Raw genomic sequence first — 20,518 nt, 5'->3', positions numbered from 1 at the left:
TTCCTCATGCCACCAGGTGCGCCTGCCCCGGCGCGCCGGGGCTACAGCGTGGGACCGGTGTGCGTCGTCGTTGGACGGGAGCGGCCAGCCTCAGGCGTGAATGCGTTGGCCGCCGTGGTGGTGGTCTGGGTGCCGCGGATGTGGGTGATGAGGGCGTGGTGGACGGCCTGGCCGGCGTGTTCCAGAATCCGGCCTCGTACCGAGGGCCAAGCCGAGGGCGGCAGTACTTGGTCGATGACGGCTGCCAGCAGTTCGGCCGGCCCGGACACGCGGAGCCGGGTGGTGGCGGCCTGTGTGCGGGTCAGGGCTATGTTGGCGCTGGCGCCGTCGCCGGCGACCCAGGCCGCGATCCCGGCGATCACCGCCGGCACCTCGGCGAAGCTGTTGGGCGTACGGTTCAGGACTTCGCTCCACAGCGCCAGATGGCGAGGCGCGGTGGCTTTGGTGATCGACGCGAGGGCGAAGTCGCGTGCCTGCCGGTTCTTCACGAGGTGCGCCAGCTGGGCGGCGTCCGTGGTGCTCATCGGCGTCGAGGGCCGACCTGAGCCGAACGGTGTGCGCGTGCTCAGGTTGCGGTGCAGAAGATCGCGGGTGTGGTTCAGGAGTGCGGGGAGGTCGCGATGTCGCGGGAGGTCGTCGAGGGCCGCCCGGACGGCCTTGGCGAGTTCGGGGCTGTCGGGAGCGCTGGCGAACCGGGCTTCTAGGTCGGTGCGGTGGGTGAATGTTCGGAGGCCGTGGTGGGCGGCCTCGGCGGTGATGCGGCTCGATGGGTTGAGGTGGCCGTGGGTGCCGTCGGGAAGGTGCCAGGTGTCCTGGTTGACGAGCATGGTCTGTCGCAGCACAGCGTCGGGAAGGTGGTCGGCGCTGCGTTCCAGGAGCGCCCAGCCCGTCTCGGGGTGTTGTGTGTAGGCGATCAGGGTTGCGTCGGCGGTCGGGAACCGTGCCCAGATGCGATCCAGCACATCCTCGGCCGCACCGGGCTGCCGCATTTCGGCGAGATCGGCTCGGGCGGTGACCTGGACCTGCTGGTCGTCGATCACCACGATCACCAATGATTCTTCGGGTGCGAAGCCGATCAGGTAGGGCACGAGTTGGGCCATGTCGGCCGGGCTGTCGAGACGGAACCGGGGAATCGGGGTGTCACTCATCGGGATGTTCCTTCCATGAGGTGCGGCGTCGGTGTGCGTGCCGCTGCGCGGCTGCTGGTGTCGAACAGGGCGAGTTCGGCGGGATGGAGTTGGTGTTGGCAGACGAAGCTGCGCGCTTTGATCCGCCACAGCCCTTGACCGACGCCCAGGTTCGGCAAGAGCTGTTGTTCGGTGCGGCTGAGGCCGAGCGCGGTCGCGGTCGAGCCGAGTTGGTCGGACTCCTGCCGGTAGACGATCCGGGTCTCGGCGTTCGCGAGCAGTGAGTTGGCCAGGGAGCGCATGGCGGAGCCTTGGTCGCCGACGTTGTCGAGGTCGCCGAGGCGATGGAAGATCAGCATGTTCGCCAGCCCGTAATGCCTAGCCAGACGCCAGTGGGCGTCCATCCGGCGGAGCAAGGATGGATAGCTCATCAGCCTCCACGCCTCGTCATAGATGACCCACCTCTGCCCACCATGAGGGTCGAGCAGCGCGGACTCCATCCACGCCGACGAACACGTCATCAACACCGAGATCAGGGTCGAGTTCTCCGCGACTCGGGACAGATCGAGGCTGATCATCGGCAGGCTCGGATCGAAGGCGACGGTGGACGGTCCGTCGAACAGGCCGGCCAGGTCCCCGGCGACCAGGCGGCGCAGCGCGTGGCCGACGAGCCGGCCATCCTCAGCCAGCCGGCCGTCGGCATCCGAGCTGGGGTTGAGGATGTGATCGACCACCATCGGCAGGATCGGCACATGGTTCTCTCGCACCGTGTGGGTGAGGGCCAGGTCGATCGCGGTGTGCTCCAGCGGCGTCAACCCCCGGGCGAGGACGGTCTCGGCGAGTGCGCCGATCAGGTCACGACGGCGGGACGCGACCGTGCTGGCCCACTGGACGTTCGACAAGCCGCTGGGCCGGTGGCCCTCGTCGAGGGGGTTCAGCCGGGTGTTGAGCCCGTGGCCGAGCACGATGGCCCGACCACCGACCGCGTTGGCGACCGCGGTGTGTTCACCCTTCGGATCACCGGGCACATAGACACGCCGGTTGAAGGGAAGCGACCTCGTGTACAGCGACTTCGCCAACGAGGACTTGCCCGAGCCGACGATCCCGGCCAGCACGACGTTCGGTGCGGTGATGAGGCCGCGGGAGTACAACACCCACGGGTCGTAGACGAACGAGCCGCCGCTGTAAAGGTCTTGGCCAATGAACACCCCGTCCGCGCCGAGACCACCTTCGGCCACGAAGGGATAGGCCCCCGCCAATGTCGCGGACGTGTCCTGATGCCGGGTCAGCCGGAACCAGCCCGGCGACCGCAGCGCCGCCGGTCCCGGGTCACCCACCCGCGGCAGGAACGTGGTTGCTCGCCGTTCGGCCCGCTCCCGCTCGGCCTTCATTCTCACCGCCGCCAGTTCGGCCTTGCGCTGCTCGGCGTGCAACCTGACCTCGGCGCGGCGGCGCTGCCTACGGAGCCGGCGGCGTTCCTTCGCCGGGGCAACCAGAACAGCGGTGTGCAGCCGCTCGTGCTCGCTCACAGCGATAACTCCCGACGACCGGCGGCATCACCAGCTGCGGGGCCGGCGAACCAGTCGCGGCCAGCCGGTCCGGCGCTGCGGCGTGGTGGCGCTGCTTTGGTGGCCGTCGTCGTGGCGTCGGTCGCGGGGCCGACGGTGAACGGGGTGTCGATGCCGAGCAGCGCCGGGTCTGGTAGCGCGGTGGCCTCGCGGTAGAGACCGACATGGCCCAGCAGTGAGCTGTAGGTCAGGGTGTACACGTCCTGGGTCGCGGTCCGGTCAGCCGCACCAGCCTGCGGCTGGTCGTAGACGTGCCCGTTGGCGATCGCCGCTTCGACGGTCTCATCGCCGTAGTCGTAGCCGGCCAGGTGCTCGAACGCCGCATCAATGCCCTGAGCGTCGATCAGATCGAGGACCTCGTCGGCCTCATCGCCTTGAAGGAACACCACACTGATCCACTGCGGCACCGGCTCCTCCGCCACCGGCTCAGGTGCCGGTTCGGGGTGCCAGGCGATCCGCCCCGCGGCAATGAACCCGGCCGAGAGTCGGTCGTCGGCCCGGTCGACCAGCAGGGCGCATTGGCGCAGCTCCTCCGCCGCCGCGAGCGCGTCCCGCACCCCGGCGTCGTGATCACCGTCGTCGTTGAAGGCGTGAGCAGCCTTGCGTTCATGGACATCGGCGAGCTGCTCCAACGACTGCCGCAGCGAACGGATACTCGAAGACAGGTCCCCGATCACCCCGTACATCTCGGCAGGCCGCTCGAAGGCTCGGCTCGCGTGGGCCAGGCCTCGCAGGGCCTGGGATGCTTCCGCGGCATCGGCAACAGGATCATGGAAGGTGGGCATCTGGGCCTCCGGCTGGAACGGAACTGGTTCAGTAGCCAGGTGCGCCTTCCCCGCGCGGGATGTGGGCGTCGACCAATACCCTTTGAGGCATGAGTTTCACTGCCTCGGTGCTGCGGGTCATGATCGCCTCACCCTCAGACATCCCCGACGCCCGCGATGCCGTCGAGGCAGCCATCAACGACTGGAACAACGCCAACGCCAAGAACAAGCAGATCGTCTTGTTGCCGTGGCGGTGGGAGACCTCGTCCGTGCCACTCCTTGGCGGTCATCCCCAGTCCCTCATCAACGCTCAGGGGGTCGACGAGTCGGACATCGTCTTCGCACTGTTCGGTAGCCGGCTGGGCTCCCCGACCCCCGATGCCGTGTCCGGAACGGTCGAGGAGATTCAACGGGCCGTCGATGCCGGTAAGCCCGTTCACCTCTACTTCTCGACCGCCGCGCTCCCCAACGATGTCGACACGCGCCAACTCGATGGGCTACGCGAGTTCCGAACCGAGATCAGCCAACGCGGACTACTCGGTGAGTTCGCCACCACCGCACAGCTCGGACACGAGGTATGGAAAGCTGTCGAGTTCGACATCTCGTCGCTTGGACTCGCGGGCGCAGCACCAGCAGTCATCACGCCGTCAGGCGTGGACATCCGGGTTCAGCCTCAACAGGAACGCGAGGTCTCAGGAGTCGACAAGAAGGGCGCGCCCCGATATCGGACGAAACGCTGGCTGGAGGTGACCAACGATGGCGACCAGGACGCCGAACAGGTGAGCTTCGAGAGCATTACCGCAGCCGGGATGTTGCGCGTCATCGCACCTAGTCAGCCGACGACCTTGCACAAGAAGACAACGCGCAGGCTGCCGATTGCCCTGTCAGCAGGCGTCGACGGAGCGAAGCTCCGCGTCACCTGGGTGGAGGACGAAGAGACGAGAGAGAAGATCTTCGATGTCTACTGATACTCATACCCTCCGGCAGAGCGGGAGAGCAGCCGCCGTGAACGCGGCGGCCTGTTGGCCGACGAGGAGTCGGGTTTCGCAGGAGGCTTGGATGGCGGCTTGTTCGATGGCGGCGACGGCGGCGTCGAGTTCTTCGACGGTGGGTGCGGAGACGGCGATGAGGCCGGTGTAGCGCAGGATGCCGTGGCCGGCGGTGAGGTCTGCTTCTTGCTGGAGGACGTCGCCGTATTCGGCGGTTTGGGAGGCGTCCTCGATCTGGCCGATCTTGGCCCGTTGGGCTTGGTCGGAGATGTGTTCGACTTTCTTCTTGCGGATGTCCCGCACGGCAGCATCGGCGCGCATCGGGGTGCAGATCAGCGAGAAGCTCCGCTGGACACCGGTGGACAGCAGCACCGGGGACAAGAACCCGGGGTACACCAGCGAGCGTGGCCACTCCGAGATCCAGAGCACGGCGTGGTGGGCAGAGTCGGTACGGAGGCGTCCCCAGGTCTCAGTCACGGCGACCGGCCCTGCGATGGCCAGCGATTGTCCGAGCTGGCCGTGGCGTTCCAGGGTGGCGGCGATGGCCGGGTCGTAGGCAGAGCGCAGCATCACCGCGATCTGCCCTGGTGTCAGCCAGCCTGAGGGTGACAGGTCGGCGGAGCGAAGCGCGGCGACGAGAGTGTTCATCTCCTGGCGAAGGACAGCGGCAGCACCACGGACTCCGCCGCCGGCAGTCCTGATCTGCCGCGCACTGGTCTTCATATCCAGCGACAACGAGAGAGTCGTGGCGTGGCGTTCGCCGGCGGGTCCGGCCCGGCTGATCAACTCGGCGTAGGTGTCGGCCGCCCAGGACCCGTCCGCGGTGCCGTGCGCGGCCCACCATTCAGCCAGGCCGGTGCCGGAGTCCGGCAGGGTCCGCTCCAAGACCTGAAGGGTGGCGATCCGTCCGGAACGGCAGACGGTGGCCAGGACGCGGCCCCAGGAGGTGACGCGGCGTTCTTGTTCGGAGGGGTCGAGGAGGACGAAGGCCGGGTGGCTGACTTCGCAGACTGCGGTGAGGGTCGCTTGGTGGGGGTCGTGGATCATCCCGGCGTCGGTGGCGGGGTCGGTGTACTCCCTGAGGCGTGCCTGGTCGCCGGGCAGCGCGAGGGTCCCGGCCGGACGCGGGACGACGATCCTGCGCCGGTACAACAGCTGCCCGCCGGTGGCGCGCCACAGCCACCAGCACACCACCGGCAACCATTCGACCATCGGCCGCCCCGCGACCGGTGTCCAGGTCAGCACGGCGGCGAGCACCCAGACGGGGGCGGTGTAGGCCAGCAGCAGCCCACCGCCGGAGTAGAACGCGCCGACCAGGGTGATGCCGCCGATGGCGAGGGTGACGAGTTGGGCCAGGGAGAGTCCGAGGAGGATGCCGCGGCGGGTGAGCCGGGAGAACTTCACCGGCACCAACTCGCCAGCTGTCGGGGTTTCGTGGTGCTTCGACATGCGCGGGTCTACTCCTTCGATGGGCGGGGTGCGGGCGGAGCGGTCGGCGTCGACGAACGCGGTGACACCTCCGCACTTGAAGCTCTGGGGACCGGAGTCGATGGCGGAGGGGGTGCGGCAGCCGTCTGGACGGCCGCGTCCGCGGCACGTTCACTCTGGCCGGCCAGGGCCGTGCCGGCTTTCGGGCCGGCGGTCGCAGCTGTCTTGGCGACCTGCGCGCCGACCACCACCGCGGCGGCGACCGGACCAGCCGCCGCAGCACCGCTGCCCGCGGCCGCACCCCCACCACCGGCAGCACCTCCGGCGGGTGCGGGAGCTGGCTTCGGTGCGGGCGGCGTCGCCCCTCCACTACTCGAGCTGCCGGCCGACCCGCTGGTGCTCCCGCTGCTGGCGCCGTCGAGGACCTTCTTCGGTTCGCTGCCGCCTGGTGTCTTGCTGGGGATCGGGATGGGCCGGTTGAGCGCGTTCTTGGCGTCCTGCTCGGAGCCGATCGCGTGGTACATGTCGAACCCGACGAACGCGATGAACTTGTAGGTCAGATACGGCGCGAACGCTGCCATCGCCATCAACACGATCCCCGCGATGGGATCGCTGATCGACGCCAGGTCCGCATCGATCGGCGCCGACACCTGAGTGATCGCGACCAGGAACATGACGACCAACACCAACTTGGAGCAGATCAGGGCGATGACGAACATCGCCCACTTCCCGATCCACCCCCGCGAGGCGTCCCACGACGCCCCCGAGAAAGCGAGTGGGGCGAGCACGACTGCGACCAGCAGCAGCGCCTTCCTGACGAGCAGGGAAAGCCAGACGATGGCGGCGGAGGCTATCGCCAGGCCCGCGAGGAAGATCGTGATGATCGCCCCGACACCGGGAGCGGCGAGGTTGATCCCGACCAGCCCGGCGGCCATCAGGGCGAGCCTGTCGCCCATCGACTCTGTGGTCTCCCCGGCCGCGTGCACGATCCCCAGGCACAGCTGATCGACGACCTCCAGCAGCAGCGCCGTCAACGTGATGACAACGAACGACCCCAGCACCGACTTGGCGAGCCCCAGCGCCGCCCTGGCCAGGGCGGTGGGGTCGCGGCGGACCAATCCGGTGAGGAGTTGAAGGCAGAAGAAGATCAGCATGACGAAGACCGCGACCCCGAAGACCACGTTGTACACCGCGACGTAGCCGGGCCGGGTGACATCCACCAAGGTCGTGCTATCGAACACCGACCAGACCGCCTCGAACAACCAGCCCGCGGCGGCGCCCATCGCTTGGGCGAGCCAGTCGAACGGGGCCGCCACCAGGGAGGCGGCCCCTTCGCCGACGGCATCGCAGACCGAGGAGATGACCGGAACGTCACACACACTCATCACAACCACCAGCACTCTCGACGTGACCGACCGGAGCGGGGTCAGACGGACTGGCCGACGCCCCAGAAGAAGTTGACCAGCGTGACGCTCGCGCCACAGATCACCGCCGCACCACAGGAGACGAGCACGCCGACCTTCCCCCGGGAGGCGAGGTGCGGGTTGGAGGAGTTGGCGCCGAAGCCCCACACGATCGCCGACACGATCAACGCCAGCACGCTAAGGATGAGGCCGATGGTCATGACCGCGCCCACGATGGTGCGCAGCTGGTTGATCCCAGGCAAGCCGTTGGTGTTCGGGTCGATGGTGATGTCCATCGGCACCAGCAGCGGCAGGAACGAAGCGGTGGTGGTGAGTAGATCGAACACAGCAGGACTCCTCGACACGGACAGGCCCACGCACAGACGGCGCGAGCGGGGTACGCACCACAGGTGCACCCAACACCCCGCCCTGGCTGCCGTTCGATAGACGTGACGATGCCCGCACCCCCGGGGGCGCGGGCAGTCGCAAGACTCTGGGGTGTGGGTCAGAACTGCTCGCCGAGGTTGATCAGCCAGTTCATCCACGCGACCCCGCTCCCAGCCAGCGCGGCAGCTCCGAGGGCCACCAGGACGCCGGTTCGGGCCTTGCCCGCACTGGCGTAGTTGCCGTTGGCGGCGGCGATGGCCCAGACGATCGCGGAGATGATCAACACCAGTACCGCCACGATCAGCACGACCGTCAACAGTGCGCCGACGACCGCGCGGAGATCACCGATCCCGCCGAGGCCACCGAAGTCGGGAAACACGTTCATCGCCGGTGTCACCTTCCTGCATCAGACGTAGTCATCGCTGGTTCACCGCTGGCTGAGGTGGATATGGTCGTGGTGACCCCCTGTGGGACTGGTCACGTCATAGATGCCGCCGCCGGTGTAGGTGCGCCAGCCTTGGCTGGCGCGGGCGGAGCTCCACACGCGGCCACCCCAGATGACGTAGTTCACGCCCCAGACATCGGCGTTGGCGACGAGCCATTCCGCGAGCCGGTCGCCATTGGCCTTGTCGGCGCCTTCGGGAAAGTGGCCCAGGCTGCCGAACACGATGTCGCAGGCCTTCCCCTTGGGATGATCCGACGTGGGGTTCCAGGCGTGCGGGTCCCAGCACGCGATGCCGTTGTGTCCGACGTTCATGGCTTCGATCTGCCGGATGATGGTCGCGGTCCGCGGGGTGACGCACGCGCCGCGACGGCGTGGCTGGGTCGGGTCCGGCAGCGAGCAGGACTCGGCCGGCCAGCTCCCGTCCGGGTTCTTCGGTGGTGGTGCGATGCCGGTGTTGGCGTAGAGCCCGGTGCCCTGGCAGCCTCTGGCCCGGCTGTCGGTGGTGGCTGCGGGAAGGTCGGCTGCCTGGTGGGCGGTGAGCCAGGCGGCGGCGTCGACTGCCGGGCTTCGGGTGCCGCTGGGTCGGACCTCGAAGTGCAGGTGCGGGCCGGTGGACAGTCCGCTGCTGCCGACATCTCCGATGTGCTGGCCGGCCTGCACGCGCTCGCCGACGTTGACGTGGACGCCGCGGTCCCACATGTGGGCGTAGGCGGTCGCCACGGTTTGGCCGTCGATGGTGTGTTCGATGACGATGAGGTTGCCGTACCCGCCCGAGGCTCCGGCGACGGTCACGGTGCCGTCCGCGACGGCGAGGATCGGGGTTCCGTCCGAGGCGGAGAAGTCTGTGCCGGCGTGCAGTTTGCGTTCCCCGGTGATCGGATGCACCCGCACGCCATAGGGCGAACTCGTCACCCAGGTGCCGGCCGGCAGCGGGAACACCACCCGCGACGATGACACGGCTCCACTCGCCCCCGCACCGCTGGTGGTGAGGGTGGCGAGGATCGTGTCGGCGACCGGTCCATAGTTGCGGTAGCGGTCGGGGAACGCGCTGACTTCGACGGCCTGGGCGGCTTGGCCGGGGTCCATCTGCTGCCAGCCGGGAATGTCGAGAAGTCCGCGGGGGCTCGGGTAGTTCGGGCCCGTGTTACCGCCGTAGAAGGCCTGCGCCTGGTAGGTGGGGTTCATGAGGTCGGCGACCGTGCCCCAACCGGACTGGGGACGCATCTGGAACAAGCCCAAGCTGTCATGGTCCGAGCCGTTGCCATCGTGGGGATAGTTCGCCGATTCCGGGTAGGCGCCGGTGTTGGACAGCATCCGCAGGGTGGATTCGGTGAGGGCGGCCATCAGTGCGATCTTGATCCCGGCCCGTCCGACGCCGTCGATGCCGCTGCCAACACCGATGATGGTCGCCGCGTGGGTGAGTTGCTGGCGGTTGAGGGTGAAGGTCTCGCCCCTGACGGTGGTCACGGTCAACGACTCGGGGATGGCGCCAAGGTTCACGCTCCCGGTGAGGTTGGCGCAGTAGGCGGCGGCCGGGTTCATCAGCACTCCGATCCCGATCAGCCCCATAGCGGGGCCGAAAAACACCAGCGCGAGCGCGGCGGCGGCGAGTTTCCGAACCATGACGGCACCCTCCTTCTTCAGCGCAGCGGGTTGTCGAGCTGCGACAGGCGCAGCAAGTGGCAGGTCGGATAGGAGGGTGCGCAGACCATGAACATGGTGAACGCGACCGGATGCTCCGAGGTCACGGGTTGGCCGTTCCACACGCCGGCGCGGTGGCGGGTGCCCTCGATCGTCACCGCGACCGTCCCGGGGGCCAGCTGTCCGGGGTTCGCCTGTTCCACCGCCTCTCCCCAGGCGTCGGGGATGACCGTGGTGTCGATGACCAGGTGCTGGCGGGTGGCGTGCTGGCGCAGTTCGATCCAGGCGTTTCGGGTCGGCAGGTAGGTGGAGATGTCGGAGGCGAGTCCGGCTTGTTCGTCGCCGGAGGGGTCGCCAACGCCAAGGATGGCCGAGGCGTAGTCCAGCGGTAGGAGCCCCGAGGCGGTGTCCCACGCGAACAAGGCTGTGGCCACGTTCCGGGCGAACACCTCGGGGTCAGCCGAGCGCGCCACTGCCGGAAGCTGAGGCAGAGACGGCGAGACCGTGGCCGAGGGTTTCACGTCGGGCGACGGCGTGGATGTCTGGCTACCAGTGGTCGTGGTGCGGGGGCCGGTGAGGAGGCCGTAGACGCCCACGCCAGCAAGCAGGAGCAAGACGACGCCTGCGGCAAGAAGGACGGCCAGGCGACGGCGTGAACGAGGATCGGGATCGGCAGGATTCATGCCTGCCAGGTGCACCAAGAGCACCCACGCTTCAGCTCAGAGGGCGCGGAGCAGCGGTGGTCCTGGTTCCTCGTCGGGGGTGCGGGCGGCGCGCAGGTCGTCGGCGAACCGGCTGGTGCCTTCAGCCGTGGTCAGGAAGTTCTCGACCTGCTCATCGGTGAGGTGGACGGCCAGGTCGTCAGCGTCGTAGTGGGTCCACCAGCCGGCCAACTCGCCCCAGGTCTGCACGAACGCCCGCACCGGGTAACGCACCGGCTCTCCCTCATCCCCAGCGACGGGCAGGGAGCGCAGCGGGGTCCGCTTTCCCTTCTTGCTCGCCTTCGCGCGAGCAACCGCCGCCTCGGCACGGGCTTGCAACTCAGCCTCACGCCGCTGCCTGGCGGTGGCATCGTCTCGCGGATCGTCTGGTAGATCGGATGCACCGGGTCGCCGGCCTCGATTCGCTCCAAACCGGCGGCCGCCTCCGCCCGCAAGGCTTCGGGCTGGGTGGTGTCGGCGGCGATGGCTTCGAGGTAGCCGATCTTCTCCAAGGTGGTGTGGGACGCGCCGCCGGGGATCATCGCGGCAGCCTGTGCCCGCGCCTCACCAAGCGCACTGGACGGTCCCGCAAACTTTGCGGGACCGTCGCTTCCCGGCTGGTTCTCGCTGCTGAACTGCGTCGCCGACTTCCGGCGGGCGGCGTCCTCGGCGAACAGCTGCTTCAACTCCCGGTACAACCCGGCAGCTTCCAGCTGGCTGAGCGGCTTGTGAAGGGTGTTGTCGTCCTGTTCGGCGAGGAGCTGTCCGAGCCGGTCGGACAGACCACTGCGCACCCACACGTTCACGGTGCGCCAACCCAGCTGCTTGATCGCCGCCAGCCGCCGCGCCCCACAGATCAGCACGCCGTCGATGGTGATCGTGATCGGCTGCAGGAGTCCGTCGCGTTCGATGGACGCCGCCAGCGCATCAATGTCGCCCAGGTCGACGCGGTGCCGATGTCCGACGAGGATAGATTCCACCGTGCGGTCGAGCTGGATGCTCCCGATCTGCGCCTCAGACATCACTCGCCCCCTCGGCCGACGGGCGCGGCGAGCGCGAGGGCGAGGATCAGGTCGTCGTCGCGCAGCAACACATCCAAGGTCTCCCCGACCAGGAGCCGCAGCAGCACCCCGCGCCCGGCACTGGTGGCCCGGTAGGCAGGGTCCGGGTTCCCGAGCAACGCCTTCAACAGCACGTTCCACGAGCGGCGTGGCAGGTCGAGCAGCGCTCGGACGTGCCGGTCGCGGCGCAGCGCCTCGGCGGCGGCCTGACGGCTGCCGGACTTCATCAGCGCACCGCACACATGCTCCACCGACGCCCGCGCCAAATCCGCGGGCCAACCCAGCAGACCCAGCAGCACCATCGCATCCTCGGCCGCCGACGTGGCCGAGCGGCAGGCCTGCCCCGACCTCAGCTCCTCACTGTCGGCCGGCTCGCCGGGATCGTCGTGGGGATCGGTGGTGTGGAACGCGGGATGGTAGTCGGCCAGAGGAGTGTCCCGGTCGCAGAACCGTTCAGGATCGTGGAACGCCGAGACATGCGCACGGCGCGCCTGATGCACCGAACACAGCAGACCTTGGGCCCGTTCCTCGTACACGCAGGTGATCCGCACGGCGTGGGTGATGATCGCCCACGGATCGTTCGCCTCCCGGGTCGAGCGGTACTGCATCGCATCGAACGCCGCCGTGGCCGCCTCCCAGGTATCCAGCTTGTGCTTCCTGGCCAGAGCCGCGTACTTATCGGCAGCGAACTCCATCAACTTCCGTGCGACCGGGTCGTGAACCCAGGCGTCCTCGCCGCTCTCGCAAAGCCGGTTCAGCAAGGCGCGTAGGCCCTCGCCGGTGGTGAAGTCCTCAGCCCCGAACGCCGTTTGGTCGCTGCCGGTGGTGGTTGTGGTGGTGGGTGTGGTCATCGTGTCGGCACCTCCTGGCAGACAGGTGCGCACCCGCTCCCACGAACGCGTTCCCTTTTCTGCCGATGCCCTGGCCATGACCTGTCACCGTCAACCCATCCCGACCCCGGACCGCACCGGAGCCGACTGCGACGCGGCGTGCCGGCCGAACGCCGACACCGGAGGCAACCTGCGCACCCGCTCGCTGAGGCGACGTATCCCCGCGCTGAGCGGGGCTCGGGCGCGCCGGGACAACTCGGTCTGGAAGTCGATGCCCCGTCCCGCGGCGGTCGCGGAATGCCGGACCATCAGATCGGTCGGGCGCACCCACTCCACACCCCGACCCCGGACGAGCGCGTGGCGCTTGTCGTGACGGGCGACCTGCGCAGCCCGCACCGCCTCCGGCGTCGTAGCCGCTACCGGCTCAGGATGCTCACGCGACGCTTCCGGGCGCTCGCCGGCTGGGTCGGTGACCGTCGGGCGCGGGTCGTGGTGGTGGGTGTCGTGTTCGTTCATGGGGTCGTCTCCTCCCGCTCGACTGTGGCGTCATCATTGGTGTCGGGAAGGTGCGCGGCGGCGAACCATCTCCCCACCGTTGCCGGATGAACCTGCATCTCGCGGGCAATCCGCTTGTTCGACCAGCCCGCGGCCCGCAACGCCGAAGCACGGGCCTGGCGGTCAGAACGACCAGGGGTTTCATCCGAGGCTAAGGACAACTCCCGCTCATCGGCCAGAGGTTCAGAGGCAACGGACAACAACGACTTTGAGTGGACAACACCCTGCGGTCCGGCATACACCTCGGACAGCATCTCCGGGATCTCGGACAACACCTCAGGCTGCCCCGGCAACTCCTGTGGGAAGGTGCGGGTGAGGATCACGGTGAGATGGGTGATCGCCAGCAGCACCACCGGCGGTACCGCGGCCACCGAGGCAGCCAGCAGGCCGGGCACATCGGCGTCCGCAGCGACCACAGCGTGGATCGCATTCGCCGTCACCGACACCAGCGCCCCGCCGACCAGCAGCGACCAGGGATACCAGGCTGAGCGTTGCCCAGCCAGCGCCACCACCGCGACCGTCGCCACCACGATGATCCCATCAACGATCAACGGCCACGCCCACGCCTGTCCCCGGTCGACCCCGGAACGCGCCGCCAGATCGGCGAGCGCGGTAAAGCTCAGCCAGAACGCACCCAACGCGATGAACACCGTCCCCACCACTGCGGTGCGCCCCGCCCACTGCCTACCGGTCGTCTTCATCACAGCCTCCGCCCACCCATGCCTGGGTTCGGGGCGTTGGCTCGCTCGAACCAGGCGCCGCCACCGAGGCCGGGGCCACCGGCTTCGGGCGCGGGGTGCGCGATCCGGTAGGCGGAGCGCACCGTGGTGGCGATCTCGCGTTCGCCCAGCCCCGCCTGGCTGGCGGCTGCGCTGAGGACATCGAGCGCATCCGAGGCAGAGACATCACTCTCGGCCAAGCGGCACGCGGCCCAGAACAGCCCCCGGTTCCGCTCACCCTCACCACGCCCAGCGACCCAGAACGCCAGCCGGTTCACATCCGCCAACCGCACCAACCCACGACCCTGCCGCACGACCGGTCCCGGACGTGGATCGAGGAAGTCCCGCAGCCGACGCGAGTCCAGCGCAGCGGCAGGCTGGTCGCCGACATTGACGACCTCGTAGCGGATCGGGACACCGCCGAGGATGCGAACCGAGGGCGACACGATGATGTAGCCGCCATCACCCCGGAAGTCCACCCCAGCGCGAGCGGCCTGCCATGACCGCTGCTCGACCCCCGCCGTCGCAGCGAAGTAGGCGTGCAGGCCACCCGTCGGGGTCTCCACCAGCAGACCCCAGCCATCGACGAGCCCGGCTCGCTCGGCGCGGGCGAACGCTTGCCGCCCATCAACCGGGCCATGCACGTCCACATCCACCACGACCATCCCCGACACCGCGCCAGTCGGGACACCCAGGTTCGCCTCCGGAGTCCGCGACCACCACACTTCGACCCGGCCGATATCGGTGGTGGCATCGTGGAACCCCCGCGTCGTGAGCGGACGCTTCCCGCGCGGCTGGCACGGGAACACCGGCACCCCCACCTGCGCGAGATGCCGGGCCGACGCCGCCAGCGTCGAAGCACCACTGGCACGCAGCAACGCCCTGGTGAAGTCGGCACGCGCAGGCATCACAACCCCCGACCCGCCACCACCGGCACCCTCGCCGCCGGCCGATGCTCCGACGGCGGCGGCACAAGCAGCGCCTTCGGCTCCGCAGTGGGAACATCACGCGCAAGACCAGGCGGCGTGCCATCGGCGACCTGGAACGTGTCCAGCTGGTCGAGGATGCCCAGCGCCGTCCTCCGCACCCGCTCACCGGTCGCCTTGACGACCTCCGCAGGTTCGGTGTCCTTGACCGACGACGCCCACCCCGCCACATACGGGATCGTGTAGCCACTGGTGTCCAGGCCGTGCGCGGCACCGATCATCAGCGCGACCGACTCGGCCTCCACCTCCCGGATGCCGCGGTGCTGGCGGGCCTCCTCGTCCTTGGGGTCGTGCATCAGGACATGCGCCAACTCGTGCGCCAACGTGGCAACCTGATTGACCTCCGTCACATCGGTGCGCACCGACACCTGCCGAGCCACATAGTCGGTCAGGCCATCCGCGCCGCCGATCCGCCCGGCATCCGGCACCCGCAGCACCTCGAACCCCAACGCTTCGACCTGCATGGCCAGGCCCTCCCACAATCCTCGCGGGGGTTCGCCATCCAGCAGCTTCGGCGCCGGCGTCTCGGGGATCGGATCGCCCTCGGTCTGCGTCACATCCCACACATAAGCGGGCCGAGCGCCCACCATCTTCGTGCGCACTACCTCGTTGACCTTGTGCTTCTCCCGTGGCCCCAACCTGCGCCACGATGACGGATCGGCAGGGCTAGATGAGGCGAAGCGGCCGGTGACCGGGGCGAAGATCATGTAGCCCGGCTGGCCCTTCTGCACCTGACGGCCAAGCTGTTGCCACTGCCGGTACCCGGCTACATACGTTGGCACTGGCACGGGCACCCGTCCGGCGTCGAACGCAGCCTGGTGCTGTGCCCAGATCAGCAAAGTGTTCCCGAACGAGCGCGACCGGAACCGAGCCGCGAACTCCAACGCTCGCGCCCAGTCAGCGCCGGACACCAGCGTCTCCACCGCGCCAGTCAGCTTCTCGTGCAGCTCATCGAGCTTCGCGTCCCGCTTGGCCCGTGCTTCCTCCATCGCAGTCATCCTGGACCTTCCCTCCGCCGAGATCACCCGATCGTCGGTGACCGTGAGGTACGCCAGGAACATCAAGAAGCACGGCGGGCCAGGGGTGCGACCAAGACCGCCAGGCGACAACACGAACCTGACGAGTCCCTACCGGACTACATCACCGACCGGCTATGAGAGGCCCAGGGAAGACAGACGTCCCGAAATCGGGCACTGAACACGACGAGATCGGGTACATCAGTTGCGCCCACACGACCCTTGGCGTCGTCGGTAGGCACCCGGCGTCAGTCCGACGTACTGACGGAACAGTTCCGTGCCGTGACTTCGGCTGCGCCATCCGACCCGCCACATTGCCTCGGTGACAGTGAGGTCCGTCTCGCGCAGGTACCTTGCCAAGCGTTCGGCTCGCACCATCGTTAGGAACGCGAGCGGTGTCTTGCCAAAGGCGTCGACGAACACCCTGCCTAGCTGAGCAGCCGACAGGTGTACTTCCATGGCCAAAGCAGCGAGAGTCCATCGCCGCTCGGGTGATGTCCGCAACAGCTCAGCAACTCTGCGGGCCTCCTCCCTGATGGGAGCGAACCGTCGTTCCCTCGGCAAGGTTGGCCGGACATGACTCGGCCGGGCGGCTGATATCCGCACCGGGGACGCCTTGATGAACGGGGCAATGACGTGTGCTATGGAAAACCACAGGGCCTGCATCCGGAAGAAGTAGCGAGCAACGGGCCGCTCGGCGCTCAGCGCGACCATCTCGTCGAGCCAAATTGTGAGTGCCTCGGCCTGCCTTTCACCGAGGCTGAGAACCTGCGCTGGCTCGGCGTAGATGGTCGCCGCGAAGTCCTGAGCATCAAGCCGATCCCGCACAAGCCCAGCGTGCTGCCAGTAGACCTGATCGATCACATAGTCCGTATCCGCATGGATCGTGGTCAAGGTGATGTGGCCCTCAGGCTCGCTTCCGCACAGGACGTTTGCTGCAAGGAGGACCACATCCCCCGTCTTCACAAGCCTTTGCCCCAACTCGCCAACGAGGAGTGCGCTACCACTACGGATCACGATGACTCTGACACAATCGAGAGCCGCGGGGCCGATGGGGCGAGAGCCGGCGTACGTGCATGCCCAAACCGGCCAGTAGTCGCTGCCGACCCGCAGTGGCTCAGACATGTAGGCAGTACCGCACCCGCAGCGGTCTACTCAGCGAGCGCCTGGTCGAGCATGGTGGTGAGGTCATCAAGGGTCTCAGGACTGATCAACTCTCCATTGAGGAAGAAGGTTGGCGTACCAGTCACGCCCAGGGCCACACCGTCGTTGAAGTCGTTGCGGATGAACTGGAGCGTGGCCTCAGAGTTGTACGCGGCGTCCCATTGCTCAAGGTCGAGGCCGAGTTCTTGGGCGTACTGGCGGAACAGGTCGTCTTTGGGTATCTGCTGTTCACCCCACTCGGTCTGGGTCTGGTACATCTTGGTGTACATCGCTTCAAGTTCTCCTTGCTGAGCGGCGGCTTCGACCGCTCTGGCCGCGCGTTCGCTGTTGAAGTGGCTGGGTAGCGGGAAGTACCGGATGACAAAGGACACTCGATCGCCGTAGGTCTGCCGGAGTTGCTCGATCGCCGGGAAGACCGCGGCGCAGGCCTCGCACTCGAAGTCCAGGAACTCTACGAAGGTCACAGTGGCATCTGGCACGTCGTTGAGTCGGCGGGAGTCTTCGCGTACCACGAGCGCGCCGGAGGTTTCGGTGGGGACGGGTGTGGACGGCTCGACGACGGCGGCGGGCTGGCGACTGGCTTGGATGATGCCGAAGATGACCACCGAGATCACCAGCACCGCGCAGATCAAGATGATGGTTCTTCGGGCGCCACGTTCCCCTGGTTCGGGGCGTTCGTCGACGATTGGCTTCTTGGGCTTCTGATTGCTGGGCATGTAGGGCTCCTTGCCGGAAGATGTGGGTAGGACGCGTGCTGACTGGCGGCGACGCGGTGTGTGGGCAGGTCGTTTGGTTGGGGTCCTTACCCGAAGAGGGCTGGACCGTATTTGGCGAGCACCAAGGTGGTGATCGCTCCGAGCCAGAGCACGACGAGCAGGTTGTCGACTCCCAGGCGAAGCCCTTTGGTCAAGGTCTTGTGCAGGCTCGTTGGGAGGAACAGGTTGTTGTCGCGCAGGTTGACGTGGGTGAGTGATGCGAACACCAAGGTGGTGGACACAGTCACCAACAGGCACCAGGGGCACAGCGCCCCGATGACAAAAGTGGACTCAAAGAACAGCCAGTAGGCGAACACGAAGCCCAGGCCATAGACGATCTGGGCGGCGAGCATGAAGCCTCGCGGAAACCTGACGCCGGCGAGGCTGGCGACCGCGATGGTGATGACTACGGGCTCGGCCATCAGGCCGAGGAACGCGTTCGGGAATCCGAACAGTCCGGCCTGCCAGGATCTGGCGACTGCGCTGCAGTTGATGACCTCGTTGAGGTTGCATGGGAGTCCGACTTTGGGGTTGGCCGCTAGCCGGACGGCGTCGGTTGACAGGACGAAGGAGGCGTACAGGCTGAGGCAGGCCGAGAAGAGCATGGTGGAGAAGATCCACCTGTCGGTCTGTCTGAAACGGTGGATGCGCTCCAAAAGGTCGTCTGATGTGGTCAAGGTGGTTGGACCTGTCTGTCGTCGTTCGGACACACCGCAGCGCCGCGCCGAGCACCAGGACCTCGGCGTTCACCGAAAGGGCGCTCGTCTGCGCACGGGTGCGAGTTGAGTCGATCAGCAGGACAGGGCGGGTGGGCCTCGGCGTTGAAGCGGGTGATAGGGGCGACGTCCGGGGGTGGCCACCACGAGGGCCGTGACGGCAACGTGGGTAGGCACGGTAAGGGTCGCCGGCCTGGCATCACTTAGGCGTGTCCGGAACCAGTCGCGGGCCGTCTTTGCTGCCTGGCGGGCGTAGAGTCCCACGCCGAGCCCGAGCAGCAGAACGACCAGGCCGGCGATCAAGGTGGTTGCTGAGAGCACAATGAAGGACTGTGCGAAGCGTCCGAAGTTCAGCCCTGGCAGGTAGCTGTGCTCTGGGCACAGCTCGGACTCGACCAACAGATCGAGGTGGACGCCGAACGGCGCGATCAGGGGCACCTGCGGCATACAGGCTGTATCGGCGATGTTCACCGATCTCACTCCGGTAGCAAGGTTGCTCGCACCGATGAGCATCAACACGGCGGCGCCTGCGGCGCCGCCGCGTTGTGATCTCATGCTCGCTCCTCGGGTTGTCGATGAGTCTAGCTTACTGGCCGAAGCGTGCCGCTGCGCTCTGTCCGACGACGGCAGTACTCGCAGCGATAGAGGGTTGACGCGAGATCACGTGGCTGATGGGGTTTGACTACCAGGCCACGAAGCTGCTTGCCGGGGGCCCTTTTCGGCTGTGGCAGTCTTGTGGGCCAGGGACGGTCCCTGGCAGTGGTCGGGACCGCAACTGTGACTCTGAGAGGTTGGATCAGTGCAACGGTCGCACATTGGGAGCCTTCCGCACACGGTCAGGCGCCGGCTCTGGAGCGCGGCCGTTGCGATCGCGTCGGGTGTTCTGCTCGCGGGTTGCGGGTCGGCACAAGCCAACACTGGAGGGTTCGTGTCGGGTGATGGCAGCCTGGCGGTGCTGCCTGCCGATGAGCGTCCGCAGGCGCCCGTGATCGAGGGCGTCACGCTGGATGACGAGCGGTGGACGAGTGCTGACGTCTCCGGGAAGGTGATCGTCTACAACGTGTGGGGTTCCTGGTGCGCGCCATGCCGCTCCGAGGCGCCCGCGCTCGTGGCCGCCAGCCAGAAGCTTGCCGACCAGGCAGTCTTCGTCGGGTTGAACACCCGAGACTTCGACAAGGCCGCGCCCCGTGCGTTCGTGCGGGCATTCGAGGTTCCCTATGTGAACCTGTTCGACCCTGAGGGTGCGCTTCTGCTGAACTTCTCCGGCGAGTTGCCGCCCAACGCCATCCCAAGCACGATCGTGGTCGACCTGGAGGGCCGGGTCGCTGCCCGGATCATCGGCGAGACCACAGAATCGACCCTGGTGGGTCTGATCCAAGACGTGGCAGCGGGCAAGTGATCCCGCTGGAGTTGGGCGACTGGATCCGCCAGGCTGTGGGCGGCTCGGTCGCATTGGGTTTGCCGATCGCGCTCCTCGCCGGGCTGGTGTCGTTCTTCTCACCGTGCGTGCTGCCGCTGCTGCCTGGCTACCTGTCGTACGCCACCGGGATGGGGGCTGCGGACATCACTACCGGCCAGAGCGCGAAAGGGGTGGCCGGGCGGGGTCGCGTACTGCTCGGGACGCTGGGGTTCGTGGGCGGTTTCGCGGCGGTGTTCGTCGCCACCGGAGCGCTGATGGGTTCGGTGGGTGCCGCGCTCTTCGCGTGGCAGCGGCCATTGATGGTGGCTGCCGGCGTGTTGAGCATCGCCCTGGGATTAGTGTTCACCGACTGGCTGCCGTGGGGTCGCGGGACGTGGCGGCTGCAAGTGCTCCCCCGAGCCGGCGTGGCGGCGTCGCCGCTGCTGGGAATCGTGTTCGGGCTGGGGTGGACGCCATGTATCGGCCCGGCGCTATCGGTCGTGCTCACGTTGGCCCTGAACGAGGGCACTGCGCTGCGCGGCGCCGTGCTTGCCTTCGCTTACGCGCTCGGCCTCGGGCTGCCGTTCATTGTCGCTGGACTGGCCTTCGACCGGCTGGGCGGCACGCTGGGCTGGGTGCGCCGCCACCATCGTGCCATTCAGGTCACCGGCGGGGTGACCATGATGGTGATCGGGGTGCTGCTGATCACCGGCTGGTGGGACATCGCAATGGCCGGTGTACGGCAGTGGGCGAGCAGTTTTGCACTGCCGGTCTGACCCGACACCGATCCACGTACTCACCGCCGGGATCAGCGTGAGCCACGTTGCGGCGTCAAAAGAAACCGGGCTGCCTGGGTGACCCATC

General features: G+C 67.6%; 22 protein-coding genes. 3 read left to right on the top strand and 19 right to left on the bottom strand.

Going from position 1 to position 20,518, the window contains the following annotated elements:
* Positions 1-41 precede the first annotated feature (41 nt).
* From IFY26_RS07500 to IFY26_RS07490, 3 genes are read right to left on the bottom strand one after another with little or no spacing between them, the layout of a single operon-like run.
* Positions 42-1,148, bottom strand: a complete 1,107-nt coding sequence (locus IFY26_RS07500; protein WP_232548376.1) for a DUF4192 domain-containing protein — start codon at positions 1,146-1,148, stop codon at positions 42-44.
* Positions 1,145-2,656, bottom strand: a complete 1,512-nt coding sequence (locus IFY26_RS07495; protein WP_416046560.1) for an ATP-binding protein — start codon at positions 2,654-2,656, stop codon at positions 1,145-1,147. Before IFY26_RS07495 ends, IFY26_RS07500 begins: the two co-directional genes overlap by 4 nt.
* Positions 2,653-3,480 (bottom strand): hypothetical protein, encoded by an 828-nt coding sequence (locus tag IFY26_RS07490; RefSeq protein ID WP_232548375.1) that lies wholly within the window; start codon positions 3,478-3,480, stop codon positions 2,653-2,655. The genes IFY26_RS07495 and IFY26_RS07490 overlap by 4 nt, the downstream gene beginning before the upstream one ends.
* 89 nt (positions 3,481-3,569) lie before the next feature.
* Here IFY26_RS07490 and IFY26_RS07485 point away from each other — a divergent pair, with 89 nt between their 5' ends.
* Positions 3,570-4,427 (top strand): DUF4062 domain-containing protein, encoded by an 858-nt coding sequence (locus IFY26_RS07485; protein ID WP_232548374.1) that lies wholly within the window; start codon positions 3,570-3,572, stop codon positions 4,425-4,427.
* Positions 4,428-4,430: 3 nt separating this feature from the next.
* On the opposite strand, the gene IFY26_RS07480 is transcribed toward IFY26_RS07485, so the two are convergent.
* The 16 genes from IFY26_RS07480 to IFY26_RS07405 all read right to left on the bottom strand — a co-directional run bounded on the left by IFY26_RS07480 (position 4,431) and on the right by IFY26_RS07405 (position 18,810).
* Positions 4,431-5,897 carry a PrgI family protein gene (locus IFY26_RS07480; protein WP_232548373.1) on the bottom strand — a complete coding sequence of 489 codons (1,467 nt, stop codon included), beginning with the start codon at positions 5,895-5,897 and terminating at the stop codon, positions 4,431-4,433.
* An 8-nt stretch (positions 5,898-5,905) separates the two neighbouring features.
* Positions 5,906-7,261: a conjugal transfer protein TrbL gene (locus tag IFY26_RS07475; protein WP_232548372.1), complete on the bottom strand. Its 1,356-nt coding sequence runs from the start codon at positions 7,259-7,261 to the stop codon at positions 5,906-5,908.
* A 41-nt stretch (positions 7,262-7,302) separates the two neighbouring features.
* Positions 7,303-7,626, bottom strand: coding sequence for a DUF6112 family protein (locus IFY26_RS07470; protein ID WP_332836164.1), 324 nt, complete (start codon positions 7,624-7,626; stop codon positions 7,303-7,305).
* Between the two features lie 158 nt (positions 7,627-7,784).
* A complete protein-coding gene (locus IFY26_RS07465) occupies positions 7,785-8,051 on the bottom strand; it encodes a DUF6112 family protein (protein WP_232548371.1) in 267 nt (88 codons plus the stop codon).
* Between the two features lie 42 nt (positions 8,052-8,093).
* Positions 8,094-9,734: a M23 family metallopeptidase gene (locus tag IFY26_RS07460; RefSeq protein WP_232548370.1), complete on the bottom strand. Its 1,641-nt coding sequence runs from the start codon at positions 9,732-9,734 to the stop codon at positions 8,094-8,096.
* Positions 9,735-9,751: 17 nt separating this feature from the next.
* Positions 9,752-10,435: a hypothetical protein gene (locus tag IFY26_RS07455; RefSeq protein WP_232548369.1), complete on the bottom strand. Its 684-nt coding sequence runs from the start codon at positions 10,433-10,435 to the stop codon at positions 9,752-9,754.
* A 131-nt stretch (positions 10,436-10,566) separates the two neighbouring features.
* Positions 10,567-11,475, bottom strand: coding sequence for a ParB N-terminal domain-containing protein (locus IFY26_RS07450; protein WP_232548368.1), 909 nt, complete (start codon positions 11,473-11,475; stop codon positions 10,567-10,569).
* The gene (locus IFY26_RS07445; RefSeq protein ID WP_232548367.1) at positions 11,475-12,443 is read right to left on the bottom strand and encodes a hypothetical protein; all 969 of its coding nucleotides are present in this window, start codon (positions 12,441-12,443) and stop codon (positions 11,475-11,477) included. The genes IFY26_RS07450 and IFY26_RS07445 overlap by 1 nt, the downstream gene beginning before the upstream one ends.
* A 12-nt stretch (positions 12,444-12,455) precedes the next feature.
* Positions 12,456-12,860, bottom strand: a complete 405-nt coding sequence (locus IFY26_RS07440) for a hypothetical protein (protein WP_232548366.1) — start codon at positions 12,858-12,860, stop codon at positions 12,456-12,458.
* Positions 12,857-13,600, bottom strand: coding sequence for a DUF2637 domain-containing protein (locus IFY26_RS07435; RefSeq protein WP_232548365.1), 744 nt, complete (start codon positions 13,598-13,600; stop codon positions 12,857-12,859). Before IFY26_RS07435 ends, IFY26_RS07440 begins: the two co-directional genes overlap by 4 nt.
* Positions 13,600-14,526 carry a bifunctional DNA primase/polymerase gene (locus IFY26_RS07430; protein WP_232548364.1) on the bottom strand — a complete coding sequence of 309 codons (927 nt, stop codon included), beginning with the start codon at positions 14,524-14,526 and terminating at the stop codon, positions 13,600-13,602. The genes IFY26_RS07435 and IFY26_RS07430 overlap by 1 nt, the downstream gene beginning before the upstream one ends.
* Positions 14,526-15,593 carry an ArdC-like ssDNA-binding domain-containing protein gene (locus tag IFY26_RS07425; protein ID WP_232548363.1) on the bottom strand — a complete coding sequence of 356 codons (1,068 nt, stop codon included), beginning with the start codon at positions 15,591-15,593 and terminating at the stop codon, positions 14,526-14,528. The genes IFY26_RS07430 and IFY26_RS07425 overlap by 1 nt, the downstream gene beginning before the upstream one ends.
* A gap of 228 nt (positions 15,594-15,821) precedes the next feature.
* Positions 15,822-16,745 (bottom strand): helix-turn-helix transcriptional regulator, encoded by a 924-nt coding sequence (locus tag IFY26_RS07420; RefSeq protein ID WP_232548362.1) that lies wholly within the window; start codon positions 16,743-16,745, stop codon positions 15,822-15,824.
* Positions 16,746-16,771: 26 nt separating this feature from the next.
* Complete coding sequence (locus tag IFY26_RS07415; RefSeq protein WP_232548361.1) at positions 16,772-17,500, bottom strand: DsbA family protein; 729 nt, start codon at positions 17,498-17,500, stop codon at positions 16,772-16,774.
* Between the two features lie 86 nt (positions 17,501-17,586).
* Complete coding sequence (locus tag IFY26_RS07410) at positions 17,587-18,216, bottom strand: vitamin K epoxide reductase family protein (RefSeq protein WP_073186155.1); 630 nt, start codon at positions 18,214-18,216, stop codon at positions 17,587-17,589.
* A 114-nt stretch (positions 18,217-18,330) separates the two neighbouring features.
* The gene (locus IFY26_RS07405; protein WP_232548360.1) at positions 18,331-18,810 is read right to left on the bottom strand and encodes a hypothetical protein; all 480 of its coding nucleotides are present in this window, start codon (positions 18,808-18,810) and stop codon (positions 18,331-18,333) included.
* Positions 18,811-19,069: 259 nt separating this feature from the next.
* Between IFY26_RS07405 and IFY26_RS07400 the strand changes: the two genes are divergently transcribed.
* The gene (locus IFY26_RS07400) at positions 19,070-19,654 is read left to right on the top strand and encodes a TlpA family protein disulfide reductase (protein ID WP_416046566.1); all 585 of its coding nucleotides are present in this window, start codon (positions 19,070-19,072) and stop codon (positions 19,652-19,654) included.
* Positions 19,651-20,430, top strand: coding sequence for a cytochrome c biogenesis CcdA family protein (locus IFY26_RS07395; RefSeq protein ID WP_077684795.1), 780 nt, complete (start codon positions 19,651-19,653; stop codon positions 20,428-20,430). The genes IFY26_RS07400 and IFY26_RS07395 overlap by 4 nt, the downstream gene beginning before the upstream one ends.
* Positions 20,431-20,518: the final 88 nt, after the last annotated feature.

Source organism: Propioniciclava soli, from assembly GCF_014858005.1.
Taxonomy (GTDB): Bacteria; Actinomycetota; Actinomycetes; order Propionibacteriales; family Propionibacteriaceae; genus Propioniciclava; species Propioniciclava soli.
Note: the sequence above shows the minus strand (reverse complement) of the source record. Positions and strands in the feature narration are given on the sequence as shown.